Here is a 17,135-nt window from a genome sequence, read left to right on the forward strand (position 1 = left end):
CACGCAGGTACTCCAAACAGTCCTCTTTGTCAGGCAGAAACACCTTGCTGACGCTCTCTCTGCTGACCATGCTGTAGCAGACTACGAACTCCAGTCATGAGAAAGTATCCACCGCTACAGATGAGCGTTTAAATGAATGCTCGACGTTATGTTGAATAACCAATGAGTGATGAGGCGACGACTGCGGCTGGTGAGTGGCACACCGAATCTGTCGAAGCGGTTGCCGACGAGTATGACGCTGACCGGAGAGGCCTTTCGACAGCGGAGGTCGAGCGCCGTCGCACCGAGTACGGACCGAATCGACTCCCGCGAGCCCCTCCTACCCGGGTGTGGGAGATCGTTCTCCGACAGTTCAAAGATCCGCTCATCTACATTCTCGCGGCTGCTGCAGTCGTCTCGATCGTCATCGGGGAAGTGACGGACGCTGCGTTCATCTCGGCGGTACTGGGAATCAACGCTCTCATTGGAACCCTTCAGGAGTGGCAAGCCGAGCAGAGCAGCCGAGCGCTCCAGGAGCTTATAGAAACGCGTGCCACCGTGCTTCGTGACGGCGAGACGCGCGACATCGACAGTGAGGACGTTGTTCCGGGCGATGTCCTCCTTCTCGAATCCGGTGATCGCGTTCCAGCAGACATCCGCCTGACGTCGACACAGGGACTCCAGATCGACGAGTCACCACTCACCGGTGAGTCCGAACCCGTCAGGAAAGACGAAGACTGGGAGGCCACCGAAGATGTCCCACTGGGGGACCGGCGCAATATGGCTTTTGCCGGGACGAGCGTGACTCGGGGACGGGGACGAGGAATCGTCGTCGAGACTGGCTCGACCACGACAATCGGTCAGCTGGCCGAAGACGTAACTGCCGTGGAAGGTGGACAACCGCCGCTCGTGATCCGTATGGAGCGGTTCACACGCGCGATCGGCGTCGTGGTACTCGTCGCAGCGGCAGTTACTGCTCTCCTGGGCATTCTGGTCCACCAGTACGACCCCATCGAGATGTTCCTGTTCGCGGTCGCACTTGCCGTCTCGGCGATCCCCGAAGGGCTACCAGTTGGAATAACCATCGCGCTCGGGGTCGCGAGCCGTCGGATGGCCGAGGTCGGCGTTATCGTTCGACAGATCGTCGCAGTCGAAGGGCTCGGGAGCTGTACGATGATCGCCTCCGACAAAACAGGGACACTTACGGCCAACGAGCTCACTGTCCAGGAGATCCGTCTCCCGGACGGGACCACCTACGATGTCACGGGTCAGGGGTACGAACCCGACGGCGAGATCCGCCGGGACGACGAACGGATCGATCCGACGAGCGTCGACCACCTACCGCGGATTGCTCGGGCGGGGATGCTTTGTAACGAGGGAACGCTATCCCGCCGCGACGGCGAGTGGGCCTGGCGGGGCGATCCGACCGACGTGGCGTTACTCTCGCTCGGTCGGAAACTCGGCTTGACACGGGAGCAAGCCCTGGAGGAGTACCCACAGGTAGGGGCGATCCCGTTCGAGTCAGAACGACGGTTCGCAGCCACACTCCACCGGACGGACGATGAACTAAAGATATTCGTCAAGGGGGCCCCCGAGCGCGTCCTGGAGATGTGCGAGCGGACGAACACGGGGCTCCAGCCGAGCGAACTCGAGGCCCAAATAGAAGCGATGGCCCAGAACGGGTATCGCGTGCTCGCAGTGGCGGAGGGGACCTTCGACGGTGATCTCGAGTCGCTGGAGTCAGCTGCTCCGTCTGATCTTACCTTCCTTGGCTTTCTCGGGCTGATAGATCCGATTCGACCCGGCGTCGGGGAGGCGATCGAGATGGCCCGTCGGGCGGGAATTAGCGTTACGATGATCACCGGTGACCATCCCGAAACGGCGCTGGCGATCGCCCGCAAACTCGGGCTGGCCGAACGACCGGACGAGGTGATTACAGGTGCCGAACTCGTCGACGCATCCACGGACGACATCCAGGAGATGCTCGAGACGACGACCGTATTCGCACGTGTGTCGCCGGACCAGAAACTAAGGATCGTGGAAGCTGCACGGGACGCGGGGCACTACGTGGCAGTAACCGGTGACGGGGTCAACGACGCACCCGCTCTCCGGCAGGCAAACATCGGCGTCGCAATGGGCCAGTCCGGGACAGATGTCGCTCGCGACACGGCCGAACTCGTCATCAGCGACGACAACTTCGCGACGATCGTCGCGGGTATCAGACAGGGGCGGATCGCGTACGACAACATCCGCAAGATGATCTATCTGCTTGTCTCGACTGGTGCCGCCGAAGTTGTACTCATACTCATGGCTATCGTGGCGGGGTTGCCCCTTCCCCTGACTCCCGTTCAGATCCTCTGGCTCAACCTGGTGACCAACGGCATCCAGGATGTCGCGCTGGCGTTCGAACCCGAAGAGGACGACGTGCTCGACCGACCACCGCGGTCGCCTACCGAGCGTATCTTCAATCGCCTCATGACCGAGCGAACGCTCATCGCGGCGCTCGTGATGGGTCCGCTCGCGTTCGGCGTGTTCGTCTGGCTTCTCGATATGGGCCTCTCGGAAACTGCCGCACGAAACCAGATCCTGCTGTTGTTGGTGCTGTTCGAGATCATCAACATCGGTAACGCCCGTTCGGAGACCATCTCGCTGTTCCGGCTCTCACCGCTGAAAAGTCCGATCCTCCTGGCTGGGACGCTTACTGCCTTCACCGTCCACGTTGGGTCGATGTACACCTCACCCGGTCAGGCGATCCTCGAAACTGCACCAGTGTCGCCGAGTCGGTGGCTCGTCTTGCTCGCCGTTGCACTCACTGTTGCAGTGGCCATCGAGATTCACAAGTTGAGCTGGCGGTATCGACACACAGACAGCCAGGAGACGAGTTGACAGACGGCGGATGTCGGTGCTTCTCCTGCAGTTCTTTCCACTCCCGGCGGAGAGGAATCGACTCCACAGCGTATCGGACGTCTTGTTTACTGATCTTCCATCGGGACACAGCAGACCGGCACGTCGGCACTGCGCAGGACTGACTCGGTGACACTTCCGATGAGATACCGATTGATTCCGGATCGGCCGTGTGTCCCCATAACAATCATGTCGATATCGTGTTCATCGCTGTAGGTGAGGATCATCTGTGCTGCAGGGCCAGTTCCGAGACTTCCAGCGACGCTGATATCGGCAGCTGTGGCTCGTTTCCGGACCCTCTCGAGTGCGTTTTCCCCTGCTTTTTCGAGTGAATCGTAGATTTCGCCCGTCTCCTCGACACTGACGAACCGACTCGTATCGACCGAGTAGACGGTGTGAACGGTCGCATCGTACACCTTTGCCAGCGAAATTCCCCAGTCGATAGCAGCTTCTGCAGGCTCGCTGCTGTCTGTGGGGAGCAGAATATCTCCATACTCGCCCTCTCCCAGTTCGATCTCGTCTGCGTCTGGGGGAACTGCGACAACCGGCACATCCACTGTGCGCAGCAACTTCTCCGTAACGCTCCCTATCAGGTACCGCTCGAGCCCCGTTCGCCCGTGTGTCCCCATGACGACGAGATCGATTCCGCGTCTCTCCACGTAGTCCGCGATTTCCTGAAACGGGATTCCCCACTCGATTGCTGTGGTAATCCGCCCCGAGAGCTGGCTGCGGGCTGGATTGGTCACGGAATCGATTGCCCGTTCTGCTCTCTTTTCGTACACCTCTTCACGATTGGTTCTGTCGGCGTCGTCGAGCGATGACAGCGATGGCTCGATCTCACGGCTGTCGACCACGGACAGGACGTGGAGGTCTGCACCGACTTTCTCTGCAAGATCGATTCCGCGCCGTGTCCCCTTCTGTGCTCCCTCACTACCGTCGGTCGGAACGAGAATCGACTCGATACTCTGGTTCATACGGAACATTCACTCGTCTTGGATTTAACGTTGGTCTCCATTCTCGAAAGAGTGGTTTAGAATACAAGTAATAAATAGTATCTTTTGATATAATTTAAGATACAAATATAATTGTAGGTAACTAACTATCACTTCGGTAACGACGTGACGAGGAGTTAGCCAACAGTGTCGGCAATGACTCGACCGAGTCACAACCCGAAAACGGGCTGTTTCGGCCCCAATAGACCGGTTCTATCGGAACCCGGCGGTACAGACTCGCAATACTCACTATCAGGAGGACGGGAACACACGGTGGTTTAAAATATCAATGATTCGTACACATACACAGACAAATGCAGACGAGTGTCATCAAGAACAATTCGGATCACCTATGACCCCTTCACACGAAGTCGGACGACTACCCACCTTCGCAGCCCTCGATGGCTATGCAGTACTCACGGGTCAGCGGCGAGGGGCGAGCATTCAACCCGACGAGACGTACTTCGGTGGCCAGTTGCAGGCCTTGCAGCATCCTGATACGGAGTCGTCAGCCGGCTACCGACCACAGATGCTGGAAGACTCCCGAAAGACCTGCAACGACATTCGAGTGAAGATCGATTCGATCTCGGAGCAGAATCTCTGGGACGAGTCGAAACGACTTCGTCGGAAATTACAGTGCATGCCGGAAGTCAGCTATCTCGACCAGGGTTTTCCGGGTCGGTGTTTCGTCGTTCCGGAATGGCTGCGGACAGAGAATCGACTCCACTACGGCTCCCGAATATATCTGTTTCGAGAGGACGATCCGCCAGAGCCGACAGATATCCTGCAGAAAAATATCGACTCGGTCGTGAACGATACGATCGAGACCTTCGAACGGTATCAGGGCCAGCTCCACGGCTATCCAGACTGCTGTATCGACTTCTATCAGGATCGATCGGCGGATCAGCCATCGCCGGAGTGGCGCTCGGTCGACCCCTCCGCCGAGTTGATCCGCGAGGAAGCATTCGAGGAGGATCTTTCCTCGATCGACGATGTGTTTTCGAGAGAACTCGCTCCCGAGGACATCTACCCGTTTTTCGCGAGAGAGTTTTTCCCGGAACCAGGCTGTGAGACTGCAACTGCGAAAGGAAAAGCGATCTACGAAGAACTATCCACGGCGCTGCCCGACGAGCTCGTGCACGATTACTTCAGGCTGAATTTCGCCTACAACAATCTTGTCGCTCGAACGATGGTACACGGCGGTGATCAGCGCCCCGCTGCCGGTCGACTTGGTCGAGAACACCTTCTATTTTATTTGCCACTCCAGGATGTGTTGTCGAGTTCGAAATATGCATGAGAGTTTCGGGAGCAGATCAGTGATGAGTACCGCTACCAGACGAGGGGAACGAACACATCTAGCCAGCTGTCCTGTTACCGTGTTGCCCGGATACCCACGAACGACCCGTCACCGTACCCCGTCTCGACAGATTCTGGCTCGTCGATCTCGCCGGGCCACTGAAAGATGGTCTGAACGAATTCGAAGTCAGTGAATCCAGCGGCTTCCAGTTCGTCGAGAAGTTCGTCGGTCGAGACGAACGTCGCTTCCCGGTAGAAGGGATTTTCTTCCTTCTTTTCTACGTATATCTGGCCAACCGGGCTGTCTTCATCGATGTATCCGATAACGAGTGCACCGTCGGCGTCGAGGATTCGGGCGGCCTCGGATATCGTCTGTTGGATATCGTCGACGAAACAGATCGTCGTCACGATCAGCGCAGTGTCGAAGCGATCGTGGGTGAACGGGAGATGCTCTGCGACACCCTTGACGACTTCGGTCCCCCGTTCGCGTGCTATCTCGACCATCTGACTGGATGGGTCGATTCCAAACTCGATGCCGAGCGGTGCCCCGAATCGCCCGGTCCCAACGCCGATCTCGAGTCCAGTACCCTCTGACGGCACGAGACGACGCAAGGCCGCCAGTTCGGACTGGTAGGCTGCGTCGTGCTCCTCGAACCACTCATCGTATCGTTCCGTGTGTTTCTCGAAGGGAGCTGTTTTCGGCATAGTTGATTCTATGTCCCCTGCCAATACCAGCTTTTATCCTCGTATTTGACCGCGTCTCGCTACCCGATCGTTGCGATGTCTCCGGGTGGGGACCGCTTCGAGAATAGTGTGGGTTCACGAGGAGATGTGGCCACGACGAATCGAGAGTACTAGTTCCGGGCTCTGGAGTATGGGGTTTTTTCATGATATCGGAACGACCCAATACATAAATTTCGAGGAGTTCATCTGTATTGACATGACACAATCGTCCGAGAATATCGTGTCTATACCGGTCGGTGACGTCGAACTCGAAGGGATGCTGGCAGTTCCGGAAGACGCGCCAGGGATCGTCGTCTTCGCTCACGGGAGCGGTTCGAGCAGGAAGAGTCCACGAAACAACTTCGTTGCTGAGGTTATTCGCGACCGCGGTCTCGGCACCTTGTTGTTCGACCTACTCACCGAGAAAGAAGACCAGTTCCGAGAGAACCGCTTCGATATTCCGCTGCTAACCGACCGTCTACTCGCAGTGACCGAGTGGCGACAGACTCGTGAGGCCACAGCCGATCTGAACGTCGGCTACTTCGGATCTAGCACGGGTGCTGCCTCCGCATTGCGGGCCGCTGCGCGCACGGGCGACGTCGACGCCATCGTCTCCCGGGGCGGGCGCGTCGATATGGCAGAGGCGGTTCTCGACGAGATACAGGCCCCGACGCTGTTCATCGTCGGTGGAGCCGACACAGAGGTGCTCGAACTCAATCGCGAGGCCTACGACCAGCTCGATTGTGAGAAGGAACTCCACGTCGTTGCGGGCGCTGGCCACCTCTTCGAAGACGAAGGAGAACTCGAAGAGGTCGCCGACGTGGCGGCCGACTGGTTTGCGGAGACACTCCAGTAACTCTGTGAACGACGGTGACAGAAGATCGGACAAGTCATACGGTCGTTCGTGACTTTTTACCGATCGTGAACCGCGACGGTTGGAACGGGCCGCGAAACACCGAAATTTGTGGCGTGGTCACGAAAATCATCACGAACGACCGTATCAGTTCACAGCGAGTGAGAATTCACTCCGAGTAGCCCTCTTGGAGGAATGTACCTTCGGTCTCGTACATCGAGACCAACTCTGCGATGAACTCTTCGTACGTTTCGTCCTCCTCGAGGTGGTCATCCAATCGTTCCTTGAGTTCGTCACTGATTTCGAGTTTGTATGTCATGGTGGGCTGGAGTCCTTCACATATAACTACGAAGACATGATTTAAATATCCCACAAGCGATTCTCATCAGAGGGTAATCGCCGACCAGTTCTTGGGTTTCGGTATCGAATCGTGATACGAACCGATGGCTGTGGAGACTGTCGGATTGGTACTGGTCTTTGTAATTATCCTCGTTGCCCTCATTCTGTTCCTCACAGAGCCAGTCCCGATCGACGTCACGGCGATCGGAATCATGGTGGTGCTCATGATACTCGGTCCGTGGACGGGTATCTCCCCGCGAGAAGGTGTCGCTGGTTTCTCGAACCCTGCGACGATAACGATTCTGGCGATGATGATACTGAGCGAAGGCGTCCGACGGACGGGGGCCATCCAGCGCCTTCAGAAGGTAGTTGCCTCGTACACGGGTGACAGCGAACACAGGCAACTCGGCGCAACGATCGGGCTCGTCGGCCCACTCTCCGGGGTAATCAACAACACCGCCGCCGTCGCAGTTTTGCTACCGATGGTGAGCGACCTCGCCCACGAGCACGGCACCTCACCGTCGAAGTTGCTGCTCCCTCTCTCCTATGCGTCGATGGCTGGTGGGATGCTCACGCTGATCGGGACCTCGACGAATCTACTGGCCAGCGACGTGGCGAGCCGACTCGCCACTGACGACCCGTCCCTCCACGCGTTCTCGATGTTCGAGTTTACCCAGCTCGGTATCATCGTGTTCCTCGTCACTGCAGCGTACCTCCTCACGATCGGCTACTGGCTCGCCCCGTCACACGTGACGCCCCGCAGTGACCTCGAAACGACCGAAGAGGAGGAGTTTCTCACCGAGATCATCGTCGGGCAACAGTCGTCGTTTGTCGGATCGACGGTTCAGGAAGCGCTCGAGGCGGTCGATTTCGAAGCGAACGTCACGCAACTTATTCGCGAGGGGCGGTATCACAGAGAGCCGGCGATGTCGACAACAATTCAAAGTGGCGATATCTTTACGATTCGCCTCACAGAAGAGGCCTTGCAGACCCTGCACGAACTGGAGGGAATCGAGTTCGTTCCGGAAGTCACACCGCCAGGTGGTCTCGAGGCACTCGGTCCCGGGCAAACGCTCGTCGAGGTCGTCGTTACCGCTGGCTCCGACCTCGTCGGCGAAACGGTCGAGTCGTCGACCTTTCAGGACCAGTATCAGACGGGCGTTCTGGCCATCCGTCGGGGTGGCGAGACCGCCTACGAACGCCTGACCGAGTACCGAATTCGTCCGGGCGATCTGCTCCTCACCGAGTCCGACCCGGATACGATCGACCGACTCGCCGACGACCCGAACGTGATCGTCGCTGGCGAACTCGAAATGCAGAGGTTTCGATCGTCGAAACTCCCGATTGCCGTCGCGATCGTCCTCTCTGTGGTCGGACTCGCAGCACTCGGGATTCTGCCTGTCATGGTCGCTGCGCTGGGCGGTGTCCTGATAATGATTAGCACGGGTATCCTCAAGCCAACCGAGGCGTACGACGCAGTCCAGTGGGACGTTATCTTCTTGCTGGCCGGTGTCATTCCGCTCGGCCAGGCGATGTCCGAGACTGGCGGTGCGGATCTCCTCGGTAGCTTCGTCGCCTCGACAGCCGAGTTCCTGCCCGCGATCGCCGTTCTCGGGTTGTTCTACCTGCTGACTGCGTTGATGACGAACCTCGTCAGCAATCAGGCCAGTGTCGTTCTCCTTATTCCAGTCGCAGTCGATACGGCAACCCAACTACAGGCGAATGCGTTCGCGTTCGTCATGGCAGTGACGTTCGCTGCGAGTACAGCCTTCATGTCACCAGTCGGCTATCAGACCAATCTCTTTGTCTACGGTCCTGGCGGGTACAAATTCAGTGATTACGCTCGTGTCGGCGCACCCCTTCAAATTATGTTGGCTGTCGTAACGACGCTGGGTATCGCCGTCTTCTGGGGGATCTGAGACCGACCAGTGCTTTCTGCTCCCCTATCGGAGTGTGGGTTCTTCCAGAGAATCGAGGGATATAAACCAGCTCGTGGACATCCGCCCAGCTCCGACCGCTCTGAGTTTAGCCACAGACCACTTCTCTGTGCGCAGTCGACTGTCGATACGGCGCTCCTGGTCGTTTCCACCCGGTGAACCTGCTCATTTCCATCTCGTGGGAAATGCCAGTCAAACTATACGACTCCGCCGGCAATCTTTCGGTGGCATGGATTTCGACGAGTTCACCGGCGAGATACAGCACAGACTGGAACTACCTGGAACCGGCGAGTCGGTGCGGTCGATACGAGCGACACTGATGACGCTCGGGCAGCGAATCCCCGAGGGGAACGCGGAGGACCTCGCTGCATCTCTCCCGATGGAGATCAAGTGGTATATGACCGGCGCGGTTCAGGACCACGGCCAACGTTTCGACTGGAGTGAGTTCGTCGAGCGCGTGAGTGAGATCGAGGGAGGAGACCCAAGGGACGCAGCCTACCACGCCCGAGTTATTCTCGACCTCGTCCACACGGTTGTCCCCGAGTCCGACTTCCGAGAGCTCCGCGGTCAACTCCCCGAAAGCGAGGACGACGAGAACTGGCGCAAACTTTTCGAAGTCGTCGACGCTGGTGGATGGAGCAACAACGACGACGCACCGAGTAGTGATAGCTAGCAGTTCGAAGCTGTGAATTGGTGGCTGATCGCAGACGATCAGCTGCCATACTTAAATTCTAGTTAATTTTCTCACATTTTGGCAATTACCAGTCGACGTTTTGGGTCTGCCGGACGAAACTGGGACTGCACCATGTCCAAACGACCAAACCCATTTAACGAACTCGAACAGCTTTTCGAGCAGATGCAACAGAACTTCCAGGAGGCGGCTGAAATGTGGCGACCCGAATCGGCTCGGACTAACCTTCCCGGAGCCGGGTCGGTGCAGATAGACCTGGAGGAGACGGAGGACACGCTCGTGTTGACAGCCGATCTGCCCGGATTCACCAGGGAGGATATCGATCTTAGTGTGAAAGACAGGATGCTCCGCCTGGACGCGACACACGAAGAGGAATCCGAGGAGGAAAGAGAGGGCGAATACCTCCGGCGGGAGCGCCAGCGTGCGTCTGTTTCCCGGTCGATCACGCTACCAGAAACGGTCGACACGGATGCTGTCTCGGCGACCTACCAGAACGGCGTGTTGACAGTCGAAATGGACAAACGCGAACCCGAAACCGAGGAGACTGAAATCGAAATCAGCTAGGCTGGACGTGGTCGGACAGTGGCCCACCTACCCTTAGCAGCTACCTATTTTCGAGATGAAGCAGGATTAGTACTTTCAGGTGGGACAATGGGCGTCTCCTCATACTGGTGGCTGTACATTCGGACAAATATTCGACCACCGTGAGAACGAGTGCTCAGTTGGATCGCCTCGCGTTGTTCGACTCACTCCCGTCGGGTCGACATTCGTTCATTTCGTACAGCCACCAGTATCATTTCGATTGGTCTTCAGGCGAATCGAGCCACTCACGTACCAGTTAATCGAAACTGCCGGGGTGTAGTTTATTCTACGGTGCGTGTGAACTCTCACATATGTCTCAGCCTCCGGTGAGATTCAGCGCTGACGCGAGCACTGAGCAGTTTATCCAGCCACCGACAGGCATCACCGACGAAGCGGTTATTCAGGATATCCTCGACGCACTCCACGACGAGGACTGCCGGGCTATTCTGCAGTCGACAACCGAGGAGAGACTCTCCGCAAAAGAGATTTCTCGCCGGTGTGAACTGCCACTTTCGACGACGTATCGCAAACTCGATACCCTTACCGAGACAGGGTTGCTCGAAGAAGGCATCCGTCTCTGCCAGACCGGGAACCACGCGACCGAGTACGCCCGAGTGGTCGTGAACGTTCAGATCTCGTTCGATGACTGTGGACAGCTGAAACTTTGGCTTTCACGCGACAGTAGCGGAGCGCAGTCTATCCCACCGGTGACGAGAGTAATCTACGAACCACGCAGAGGGACCGACACCGACTGACAAGAATACACTGGTATGGTTGACCCAGCTACAGATCCGATCCTGCAAGTCGTCTTGCGTGTCGCTGTAGCGTTCGGTATCGGTGCCCTGATCGGACTCGAACGGGAACGGAGTGACTCGGCCGGATTGTTCGCAGGCAGCCGGACGTTTCCACTCTTCGGACTCTTTGGAGCGCTGGTACAGGCGTTCTTTCCAGCCATGTTTCCTGTTGCGCTCGTCAGTATCGCAGTTCCACTGACTGTCGCCTACGCAGGAAAAATCTGGAAGACAGGCTCTTTCGGGCTTACGACGGTGACCGCTGCACTCCTCACTGTTATCCTCGGTGCACTGACGGTCCACTCCGAAACCGGACTCGTGCTCGCGATCATTATTGGCGGCGTCATGACAATTATCCTCTCCGCAAAGTCGTCGATTCACGCATTCGTGGATCGCATCGAAGAAGACGAGCGCCGTGCATCTATCAAATTCATCCTGATCGTGTTCGTGATCTTTCCGCTACTCCCAGACCGCGAGATAGATGCGCTGCTTGGCCTCAATCCACGGTTCATCTGGCTGATGGTCGTCTTCGTCACCGGATTGAGTTTCGCCGCCTACATCCTGAGTCGAATCGTGGGAACCGAACGCGGAATCGCTCTCACTGGAGTTGTCGGTGGATTCATCTCCTCGACAGCAACGTCCGTCTCGATGGCCGAACAGACCTCGGAGACGCCCTCACTCTACCAGATCTGTGGGTTTTCTATCGTCGTCGCCTCGATCGTGATGTTTCCCCGGGCGACTGTCGAGGTCGCGGCTGTCAACCCGGAACTCCTCCCCCACGTTGTTGTCCCCCTCGGGGCAATGACTGGGACGGGGATCCTCGCTGCGGGAGTTCTGTACTGGTGGTCGACCACCAAATCAACCGTAGATACGGATATCACGAACCCATTCCGGTTACAACCGGCGCTGCTTTTCGGCGCAATCTTCGCAGTTGTCCTGCTGGTGTCCGAATCAGCCCACACCTGGGTCGGTCCGTCAGGTGTCTATGTGACTGCATTCGTCTCGGGACTTGCCGACGTCGATGCGATCACGCTCACACTGAGCAAACTCGCAGCCGACGACGCTATTTCGGTAGACGTTGCAACGACGGGCATCATAATCGGTGCGATCTCGAATACGCTCGTCAAGGCTGCGCTCGTCTGGATACTCGGGACGAGAGAACTCGCAAAACTAGTCACTGTCGTGCTGGTCGCTGTCTCGGCTGTCGGTCTCCTGTTCGTTTTTCTGTGAACGTGTTTCGGTGATGTCCAGCGGTCAATCCAATCTTCCGATTTTTGGAGTCCGATAACAGCCACCACGGTTTATTTCCGTTCCAGCCATCATATTAACTATGCCACAGGACAGACCGATCACGATGACAGACGAACAGCGAGACGAATTTCTTGGTAACGGGGGGACTGGCGTCCTCTCGCTCTCGGCTGGCGAGGATTCACCACATTCGGTGCCAGTCTCATATGGCTACGATTCGTCGACTGAAACGTTCTATTTCCGGTTAGCTGTTGGGGCGGATAGTTCGAAAGCGGATGCAGAGGACAGCCACGTCTCCTTCGTGACATACGACGAAACCGACGAAGGATGGCAAAGCGTCGTCGCCCAGGGCCAGCTCGAAGGTGTCGAAAGCGAGGGTATCGAGGTCGAAACACTGGCAGGACTCGACCGTGTTGATATTCCACTCGTCGATATTTTCGAGGGGCCGATCCGGGAGATCTCCTTCGAGTTCTATCGCCTCGTCCCGGACGAACTGACTGGACGGGTCGAAGCGTAGCCAGAGTCAGCGGTGTGTCGCTACCGAGTACAGTTTTTCCTCATCTGCGTTGTACGAATCCAAGACCGACTGCCATCACCAGTGAACCGATAGTAGTGACGACCAGAGTGGCGAGGAGGAGTGTCTCGGCAATCTCTGGTGATTGGCTGGTAATGGGGACGAAGAGACGAAAATCGACGAGGACGACGAGCGTCGCGCCGACGACATCGAAACAGAGGTCGTACGCAGTGTCTCGCCAGCCGTAGTGAACGAGGATCGGCTCGATGTCGAACCACTCTCCGACTTCGCGAGCGACCAGTTCGATGATCTCCCAGAACACACCAATCCAGAGGGTACCTAGAACCGTTACCATCCCAGTAGCTGTGGCAGAGAGATTGAGCGCAGACGAGTGCGTACCGACGACAACGAGGGAAGCGTAGATTACCGCTGCGATGAACGCCGCGGACAGCGTATGTGTCAGATGGTCCCACCACCAGATCTGTTCGTACAACCCGACCATCCCGAGTGAGTGGAGGAAGCCGGCTGCTGCGATCCACAGCGGGAGCGCTGGGTCGATGTCGACCGGTTGCCCGGAGGGTGGGACTGGCCCAAACCCGAGGGTCAGCGGGAGGACGACAGCAACGATCGAGACACCTGCGTTCACTGCCGTGGCGGTGTCCCGTCGGTGCAGGCCGATAGATAGGATGATGAAGATCCCAGCAGTGAGTGCCACCACACCGGCGTATGCAGCTTCGTGCACAATCTGTTACACCGTACTACAGAGTGACACGGGATAGATGTGAGTCTTCTGCCGGTCTGTCACATTCGGCCCCTATCTAGCTACAATTGGTCCAACAGTTACTATTGCCCTTCGAGATATCGAGCCGGGAGGAGCGGGTGCACAGGAGGGGGGAGGAGTGCAACGATTGCTGTCGCGATCGTGGGCAGAACACGTCGAACCACCGTGTACGTTCCTGCAACCAGTACTGCCAGCGCGACGATCACCTGGAACGGTCCATCGACGACGGTGAACAGAAACCCACCCAGGACAGCAGACGCGATGAAGTCCTCCGGGGCACCATCGTAGCGCACCCACCGACGTGGGTGAATCCACCGGTCCGAGTAGTGATTGTAGACGGCCCGGTTTGATCTCCCTTCCCACGGCCGCAGTTCCAACCCCCCGCCGAGACTATCTGCCAGGCAGTGGACGCTTGCGCCGAGGAGGAGAACGGCCGCTGCAATCGTCACTGGTCCTGGCACTACGAACGCTGCGAGGACCGCTGGGACGGTGGACAGAGAGTAGTAGACCGGATAATGCAGCGACTTCCGGTGACCGCTGTAGAGATCCAGGTCGGGGAGGATGCCACCGACGAAGCCAGCGAGAAGCGCCTGGGTAGCGAACTCCGGAGCAAGGAGTGCAAATGGCAAGGCCAGTACCATCCCCACCAGAGCGTGCGTCGGGAGCATCATGTTATTATATCAAGGGCCTGGAGTAGGTTCAATATATCGGCCGAGAGTCTACCAGGGACGGCCAACTAACTGCCGGACTCCAGACCGGTCTCATAGTGATTATTACGAGTCTGTCCCGCCGAATGAAGAGATACCCACGCTTTCATAGTGATTACTGCGGTTATTTTCGTGATCAGGCCGCAGATTTCGATGCGTCGAGGTGTGTAACACACGTTTCCGGTTTCGACGGCGGGACAGACTCGCAGTAATCACTATCAGAGTCGGAGCAGCCTGGGTTTCGTGGCCGTGTCGACAAATACCGCAATAATCAGTATCAACCCATCGTCAGGACAGGCACACTTGATCGTCGAACCACTCTGGCAGTCGTACTGCCGAGAAAGTGATCGTCGACGGCGCTCACTCCACGAGTCCCCATCGCGACTAGATCAGCCTCTGAACCACTCACATACTGGAGAATTTCGTCCTCGGGGACGCCGCGGAGGATCGACGTCGTGACCGGCAGATTCCGCTCGCGTGCCATCTCTGCGATCGTTTCGACCGCGTTCTGCCCGCCCTGCTTGAGTATCCCAACTATACTCCGCGGGGTGTCCTCGAATCCGTACGTCGTCGTATCGACCACGTACACAACTCGGATATCAGCCCCATATCGCGCCGCGATCGTCACAGCCTGTTCGGCGGCTCTCTCCGCAACGTCACTCCCGTCTGTCGGGATTACGATTTCATCGTACATTCCGTACCCTGACTCGGGAAGGGGGCCGGTCTCTCCGAGTGCGACTGTCAACACCGGGACCGGTGCCCTGGTGAGTACCCGCTGTGTCGTGCTGCCGAGGTGGTGGGTCTGTGGTTCTGTCCTCCCCCGAGTCCCCATCACTACCACGTCCATACCCTCCTCGCTGACGTAATCGAGGATGGCCGGCTCTGGAACGCCCTCCCGGATCTCTCGGACGACGTCGACACCAATTTCGTCTGCTCGGTCCTGAATCTCCACCGTGGCTGCGTGGCCCTGTTCCATGATCTGCTCGCGGATTTCTTCGTGGTCTTCCGCCGGAATTTCAGCCGATTCCAGCCGTGTATCGACAACGTACAGCGCGTGGATCGTCGCGTCGAAAGCCCGGGCGAGGTCGAGTGCCCGGACGATGGCAGCTTCTGTGCCCGCTCTCCCGTCAGTCGGCACGAGGATGTCGTTGTACATCGTCTGGAACTATGCGTTCCAAAGACAAGTATGCCCCCCAGTATGCCCAGCAGTCGAAAACAACTGGTAAGAAATCGCAGGCACTCCCACCGTCTTACTCTTCTAGCAACCAGCCGAAGCGTTTCTCCCAGAACTCTTCAGTCGGTGGTTTCTTCGTTCGTCCGTAGGTCTTTTTATCTCTGATCCTGCGTTCGAGCACGTCTCGGGCTTCGTTGAGTGCGTGGCTCGCGCCGTATCCCTCCCCCGTCGCCATGTACAGTCCACGATCGGTATGGAGTCGGATTCGGGCGAGCAGGAGTGGCACGCCACGGCGTTTCTCGTCGTGTTTGTGCAAGTGGATCCGTGCATCGAGGACGGTCATGCCGTAATCCCTGTCGTCAAATTTGTCGATCATGTCCACGACCTTGTCGTACGTGATGTCATCGAGCAGATCGATCCCGTAGACCTGGACCGCTCTGTTTCCGCCCGCCTCCCAGGTGAGTGAATCGAGCACGTCTGTTTTCGTGAGGATTCCCACGGGACGCTCCCCATCCGTAACGACTAGCGACGACCCGTCTACTGTGAACATTTCTTCGACCGCAGCTTCCAGCGTTTCGTCCGGCTGAATCGTTCGGACAGGCGAGATCATCAGATCCCGAACCGGCAGGTCCAGCATTCGGTCCAGTTCTCCTTCACGGGCACCGAATCCACCGCGGCGTGCACTGCCTGCACTGCTGGAGATGTCGCCACCGTGGGAGTCGGTTCCGCCCGGGTCGCCACCCTGGCTTTGTTGCGCAGATCTGACCGTAACGTCGGTCACGTCGTAGAGGCTAAGGATGCCGACAGCTGTCTCATCCTCGACGACAGGGAGGTGAGTTATGCTGTTTTCTCGCAGGAGATTGAGCGCTTTCCCGAATGTCTCGTCGGGCGTGACCGAAACGAGATTCCTGCTGTATGCGTGTTCCACGCGTGCAGCATCGAGGAAGGATTTGACTGTCTCTAAAATCCCATCCACTGTCACGACGCCGATCAGGTCGTCAGTTTCGAACACCGGGAGGATGTGCGAATCGCTGTCGATCATGAGCTGTGCGACCTTGCGAATGTTCTCGTCCGGCGCGAGTCGGGGTACGTGCCAGACGAGTGAGCCGAGTTTTTCATCGGGCTGGTGGTGAGAGGTTGCGAGTTGCCGTCTCGTGACGACGCCTTCGAACTCGTCCCCTCGAACGAGAACCCCCTTGATCGACGGATCGTCGAACGTCCCGACAAGTTTCGATACCCGGGTGTCTGGCGAGAACTCGCGGTACTCCGTCGAGACCGTCTCTTCAATATCCATCGTAAATTCCGTATAAAAATTGTGTGTATACAAATAAATACTATTGCTCGATTTTCATTTTCCGGGACTTGTCCCGGGTATCACGTCAGTGCCGAAACCAGTCCACTCGGTATTCTGTGCTACCATTCCACAATCGAACCGATCACCAATCCCGGTGAACGCCGTTTTACTCGCCTCTCCGTTGATACTGGTGGCTGTACATTCGTACGAATATTCGACCCCACGTCGGGTCGAAATTCTTTTATTTCGTACAGCCACCAGTATGAGGAGCCACCGGAAGGACGCAACTCGCTCTGGAGACAATCAGTTGGGACAGACACGGTCAGGCAT

The 17,135-nt window shown here is 57.5% G+C and carries 16 protein-coding genes; 9 read left to right on the plus strand and 7 right to left on the minus strand.

Annotation, left to right across the window (positions count from 1 at the left end; genetic code table 11):
- The first annotated feature begins 162 nt into the window (after positions 1–162).
- On the plus strand, positions 163–2,865 hold the full coding sequence (locus tag EOW68_RS17175) for a cation-translocating P-type ATPase (protein ID WP_128226390.1): 2,703 nt from the start codon (positions 163–165) through the stop codon (positions 2,863–2,865).
- An 86-nt stretch (positions 2,866–2,951) separates the two neighbouring features.
- On the opposite strand, the gene EOW68_RS17180 is transcribed toward EOW68_RS17175, so the two are convergent.
- Positions 2,952–3,857 (minus strand): universal stress protein, encoded by a 906-nt coding sequence (locus tag EOW68_RS17180; RefSeq protein ID WP_128226391.1) that lies wholly within the window; start codon positions 3,855–3,857, stop codon positions 2,952–2,954.
- A gap of 370 nt (positions 3,858–4,227) precedes the next feature.
- Between EOW68_RS17180 and EOW68_RS17185 the strand changes: the two genes are divergently transcribed.
- The gene (locus EOW68_RS17185; protein WP_128226392.1) at positions 4,228–5,172 is read left to right on the plus strand and encodes a hypothetical protein; all 945 of its coding nucleotides are present in this window, start codon (positions 4,228–4,230) and stop codon (positions 5,170–5,172) included.
- Positions 5,173–5,246: 74 nt separating this feature from the next.
- On the opposite strand, the gene EOW68_RS17190 is transcribed toward EOW68_RS17185, so the two are convergent.
- The gene (locus EOW68_RS17190) at positions 5,247–5,876 is read right to left on the minus strand and encodes a class I SAM-dependent methyltransferase (protein WP_128226393.1); all 630 of its coding nucleotides are present in this window, start codon (positions 5,874–5,876) and stop codon (positions 5,247–5,249) included.
- Between the two features lie 235 nt (positions 5,877–6,111).
- On the opposite strand from EOW68_RS17190, the gene EOW68_RS17195 reads away from it, so the two are divergent.
- Positions 6,112–6,750: a dienelactone hydrolase family protein gene (locus EOW68_RS17195; RefSeq protein WP_128226394.1), complete on the plus strand. Its 639-nt coding sequence runs from the start codon at positions 6,112–6,114 to the stop codon at positions 6,748–6,750.
- 166 nt (positions 6,751–6,916) lie between these two features.
- Here EOW68_RS17195 and EOW68_RS18990 read toward each other — a convergent pair whose 3' ends face one another.
- A complete protein-coding gene (locus EOW68_RS18990) occupies positions 6,917–7,066 on the minus strand; it encodes a DUF7557 family protein (RefSeq protein WP_431359030.1) in 150 nt (49 codons plus the stop codon).
- Positions 7,067–7,190: 124 nt separating this feature from the next.
- Between EOW68_RS18990 and EOW68_RS17200 the strand changes: the two genes are divergently transcribed.
- From EOW68_RS17200 to EOW68_RS17225, 6 genes are all read left to right on the plus strand, one after another.
- On the plus strand, positions 7,191–9,005 hold the full coding sequence (locus tag EOW68_RS17200) for an SLC13 family permease (protein WP_128226395.1): 1,815 nt from the start codon (positions 7,191–7,193) through the stop codon (positions 9,003–9,005).
- A gap of 247 nt (positions 9,006–9,252) precedes the next feature.
- Positions 9,253–9,696: a DUF2267 domain-containing protein gene (locus EOW68_RS17205; protein WP_128226396.1), complete on the plus strand. Its 444-nt coding sequence runs from the start codon at positions 9,253–9,255 to the stop codon at positions 9,694–9,696.
- Positions 9,697–9,828: 132 nt separating this feature from the next.
- Positions 9,829–10,278, plus strand: coding sequence for an Hsp20/alpha crystallin family protein (locus EOW68_RS17210; protein ID WP_128226397.1), 450 nt, complete (start codon positions 9,829–9,831; stop codon positions 10,276–10,278).
- Positions 10,279–10,607: 329 nt separating this feature from the next.
- Positions 10,608–11,051, plus strand: coding sequence for a helix-turn-helix domain-containing protein (locus EOW68_RS17215; protein WP_128226398.1), 444 nt, complete (start codon positions 10,608–10,610; stop codon positions 11,049–11,051).
- Positions 11,052–11,066: 15 nt separating this feature from the next.
- Entirely contained in the window at positions 11,067–12,317 is a 1,251-nt protein-coding gene (locus EOW68_RS17220; protein ID WP_128226399.1) for an MgtC/SapB family protein, read from the plus strand.
- Between the two features lie 100 nt (positions 12,318–12,417).
- On the plus strand, positions 12,418–12,852 hold the full coding sequence (locus tag EOW68_RS17225; protein WP_128226400.1) for a pyridoxamine 5'-phosphate oxidase family protein: 435 nt from the start codon (positions 12,418–12,420) through the stop codon (positions 12,850–12,852).
- 40 nt (positions 12,853–12,892) lie between these two features.
- Here EOW68_RS17225 and EOW68_RS17230 read toward each other — a convergent pair whose 3' ends face one another.
- From EOW68_RS17230 to EOW68_RS17245, 4 genes are all read right to left on the minus strand, one after another.
- Positions 12,893–13,591: a DUF2238 domain-containing protein gene (locus EOW68_RS17230; RefSeq protein WP_128226401.1), complete on the minus strand. Its 699-nt coding sequence runs from the start codon at positions 13,589–13,591 to the stop codon at positions 12,893–12,895.
- A gap of 101 nt (positions 13,592–13,692) precedes the next feature.
- Positions 13,693–14,301 (minus strand): metal-dependent hydrolase, encoded by a 609-nt coding sequence (locus EOW68_RS17235; protein ID WP_128226402.1) that lies wholly within the window; start codon positions 14,299–14,301, stop codon positions 13,693–13,695.
- 313 nt (positions 14,302–14,614) lie between these two features.
- Positions 14,615–15,493, minus strand: coding sequence for a universal stress protein (locus EOW68_RS17240; protein WP_128226403.1), 879 nt, complete (start codon positions 15,491–15,493; stop codon positions 14,615–14,617).
- A gap of 94 nt (positions 15,494–15,587) precedes the next feature.
- A complete protein-coding gene (locus EOW68_RS17245) occupies positions 15,588–16,805 on the minus strand; it encodes a CBS domain-containing protein (RefSeq protein ID WP_128226404.1) in 1,218 nt (405 codons plus the stop codon).
- Between the last annotated feature and the right edge of the window lie 330 nt (positions 16,806–17,135).

The sequence above is a fragment of the Halovenus amylolytica genome (assembly GCA_004015825.1).
GTDB lineage: Archaea > Halobacteriota > Halobacteria > Halobacteriales > Haloarculaceae > Halovenus > Halovenus amylolytica.

Bases quoted from the DNA above. Each gene is read 5' to 3' on its own strand.
- EOW68_RS17175 (WP_128226390.1), top strand. From the start codon at position 163: ATGAGTGATGAGGCGACGACTGCGGCTGGTGAGTGGCACACCGAATCT.
- EOW68_RS17180 (WP_128226391.1), bottom strand. From the start codon at position 3,857: ATGAACCAGAGTATCGAGTCGATTCTCGTTCCGACCGACGGTAGTGAG.
- EOW68_RS17185 (WP_128226392.1), top strand. From the start codon at position 4,228: ATGACCCCTTCACACGAAGTCGGACGACTACCCACCTTCGCAGCCCTC.
- EOW68_RS17190 (WP_128226393.1), bottom strand. From the start codon at position 5,876: ATGCCGAAAACAGCTCCCTTCGAGAAACACACGGAACGATACGATGAG.
- EOW68_RS17195 (WP_128226394.1), top strand. From the start codon at position 6,112: ATGACACAATCGTCCGAGAATATCGTGTCTATACCGGTCGGTGACGTC.
- EOW68_RS18990 (WP_431359030.1), bottom strand. From the start codon at position 7,066: ATGACATACAAACTCGAAATCAGTGACGAACTCAAGGAACGATTGGAT.
- EOW68_RS17200 (WP_128226395.1), top strand. From the start codon at position 7,191: ATGGCTGTGGAGACTGTCGGATTGGTACTGGTCTTTGTAATTATCCTC.
- EOW68_RS17205 (WP_128226396.1), top strand. From the start codon at position 9,253: ATGGATTTCGACGAGTTCACCGGCGAGATACAGCACAGACTGGAACTA.
- EOW68_RS17210 (WP_128226397.1), top strand. From the start codon at position 9,829: ATGTCCAAACGACCAAACCCATTTAACGAACTCGAACAGCTTTTCGAG.
- EOW68_RS17215 (WP_128226398.1), top strand. From the start codon at position 10,608: ATGTCTCAGCCTCCGGTGAGATTCAGCGCTGACGCGAGCACTGAGCAG.
- EOW68_RS17220 (WP_128226399.1), top strand. From the start codon at position 11,067: ATGGTTGACCCAGCTACAGATCCGATCCTGCAAGTCGTCTTGCGTGTC.
- EOW68_RS17225 (WP_128226400.1), top strand. From the start codon at position 12,418: ATGCCACAGGACAGACCGATCACGATGACAGACGAACAGCGAGACGAA.
- EOW68_RS17235 (WP_128226402.1), bottom strand. From the start codon at position 14,301: ATGATGCTCCCGACGCACGCTCTGGTGGGGATGGTACTGGCCTTGCCA.
- EOW68_RS17240 (WP_128226403.1), bottom strand. From the start codon at position 15,493: ATGTACAACGACATCCTCGTGCCGACTGACGGGAGAGCGGGCACAGAA.
- EOW68_RS17245 (WP_128226404.1), bottom strand. From the start codon at position 16,805: ATGGATATTGAAGAGACGGTCTCGACGGAGTACCGCGAGTTCTCGCCA.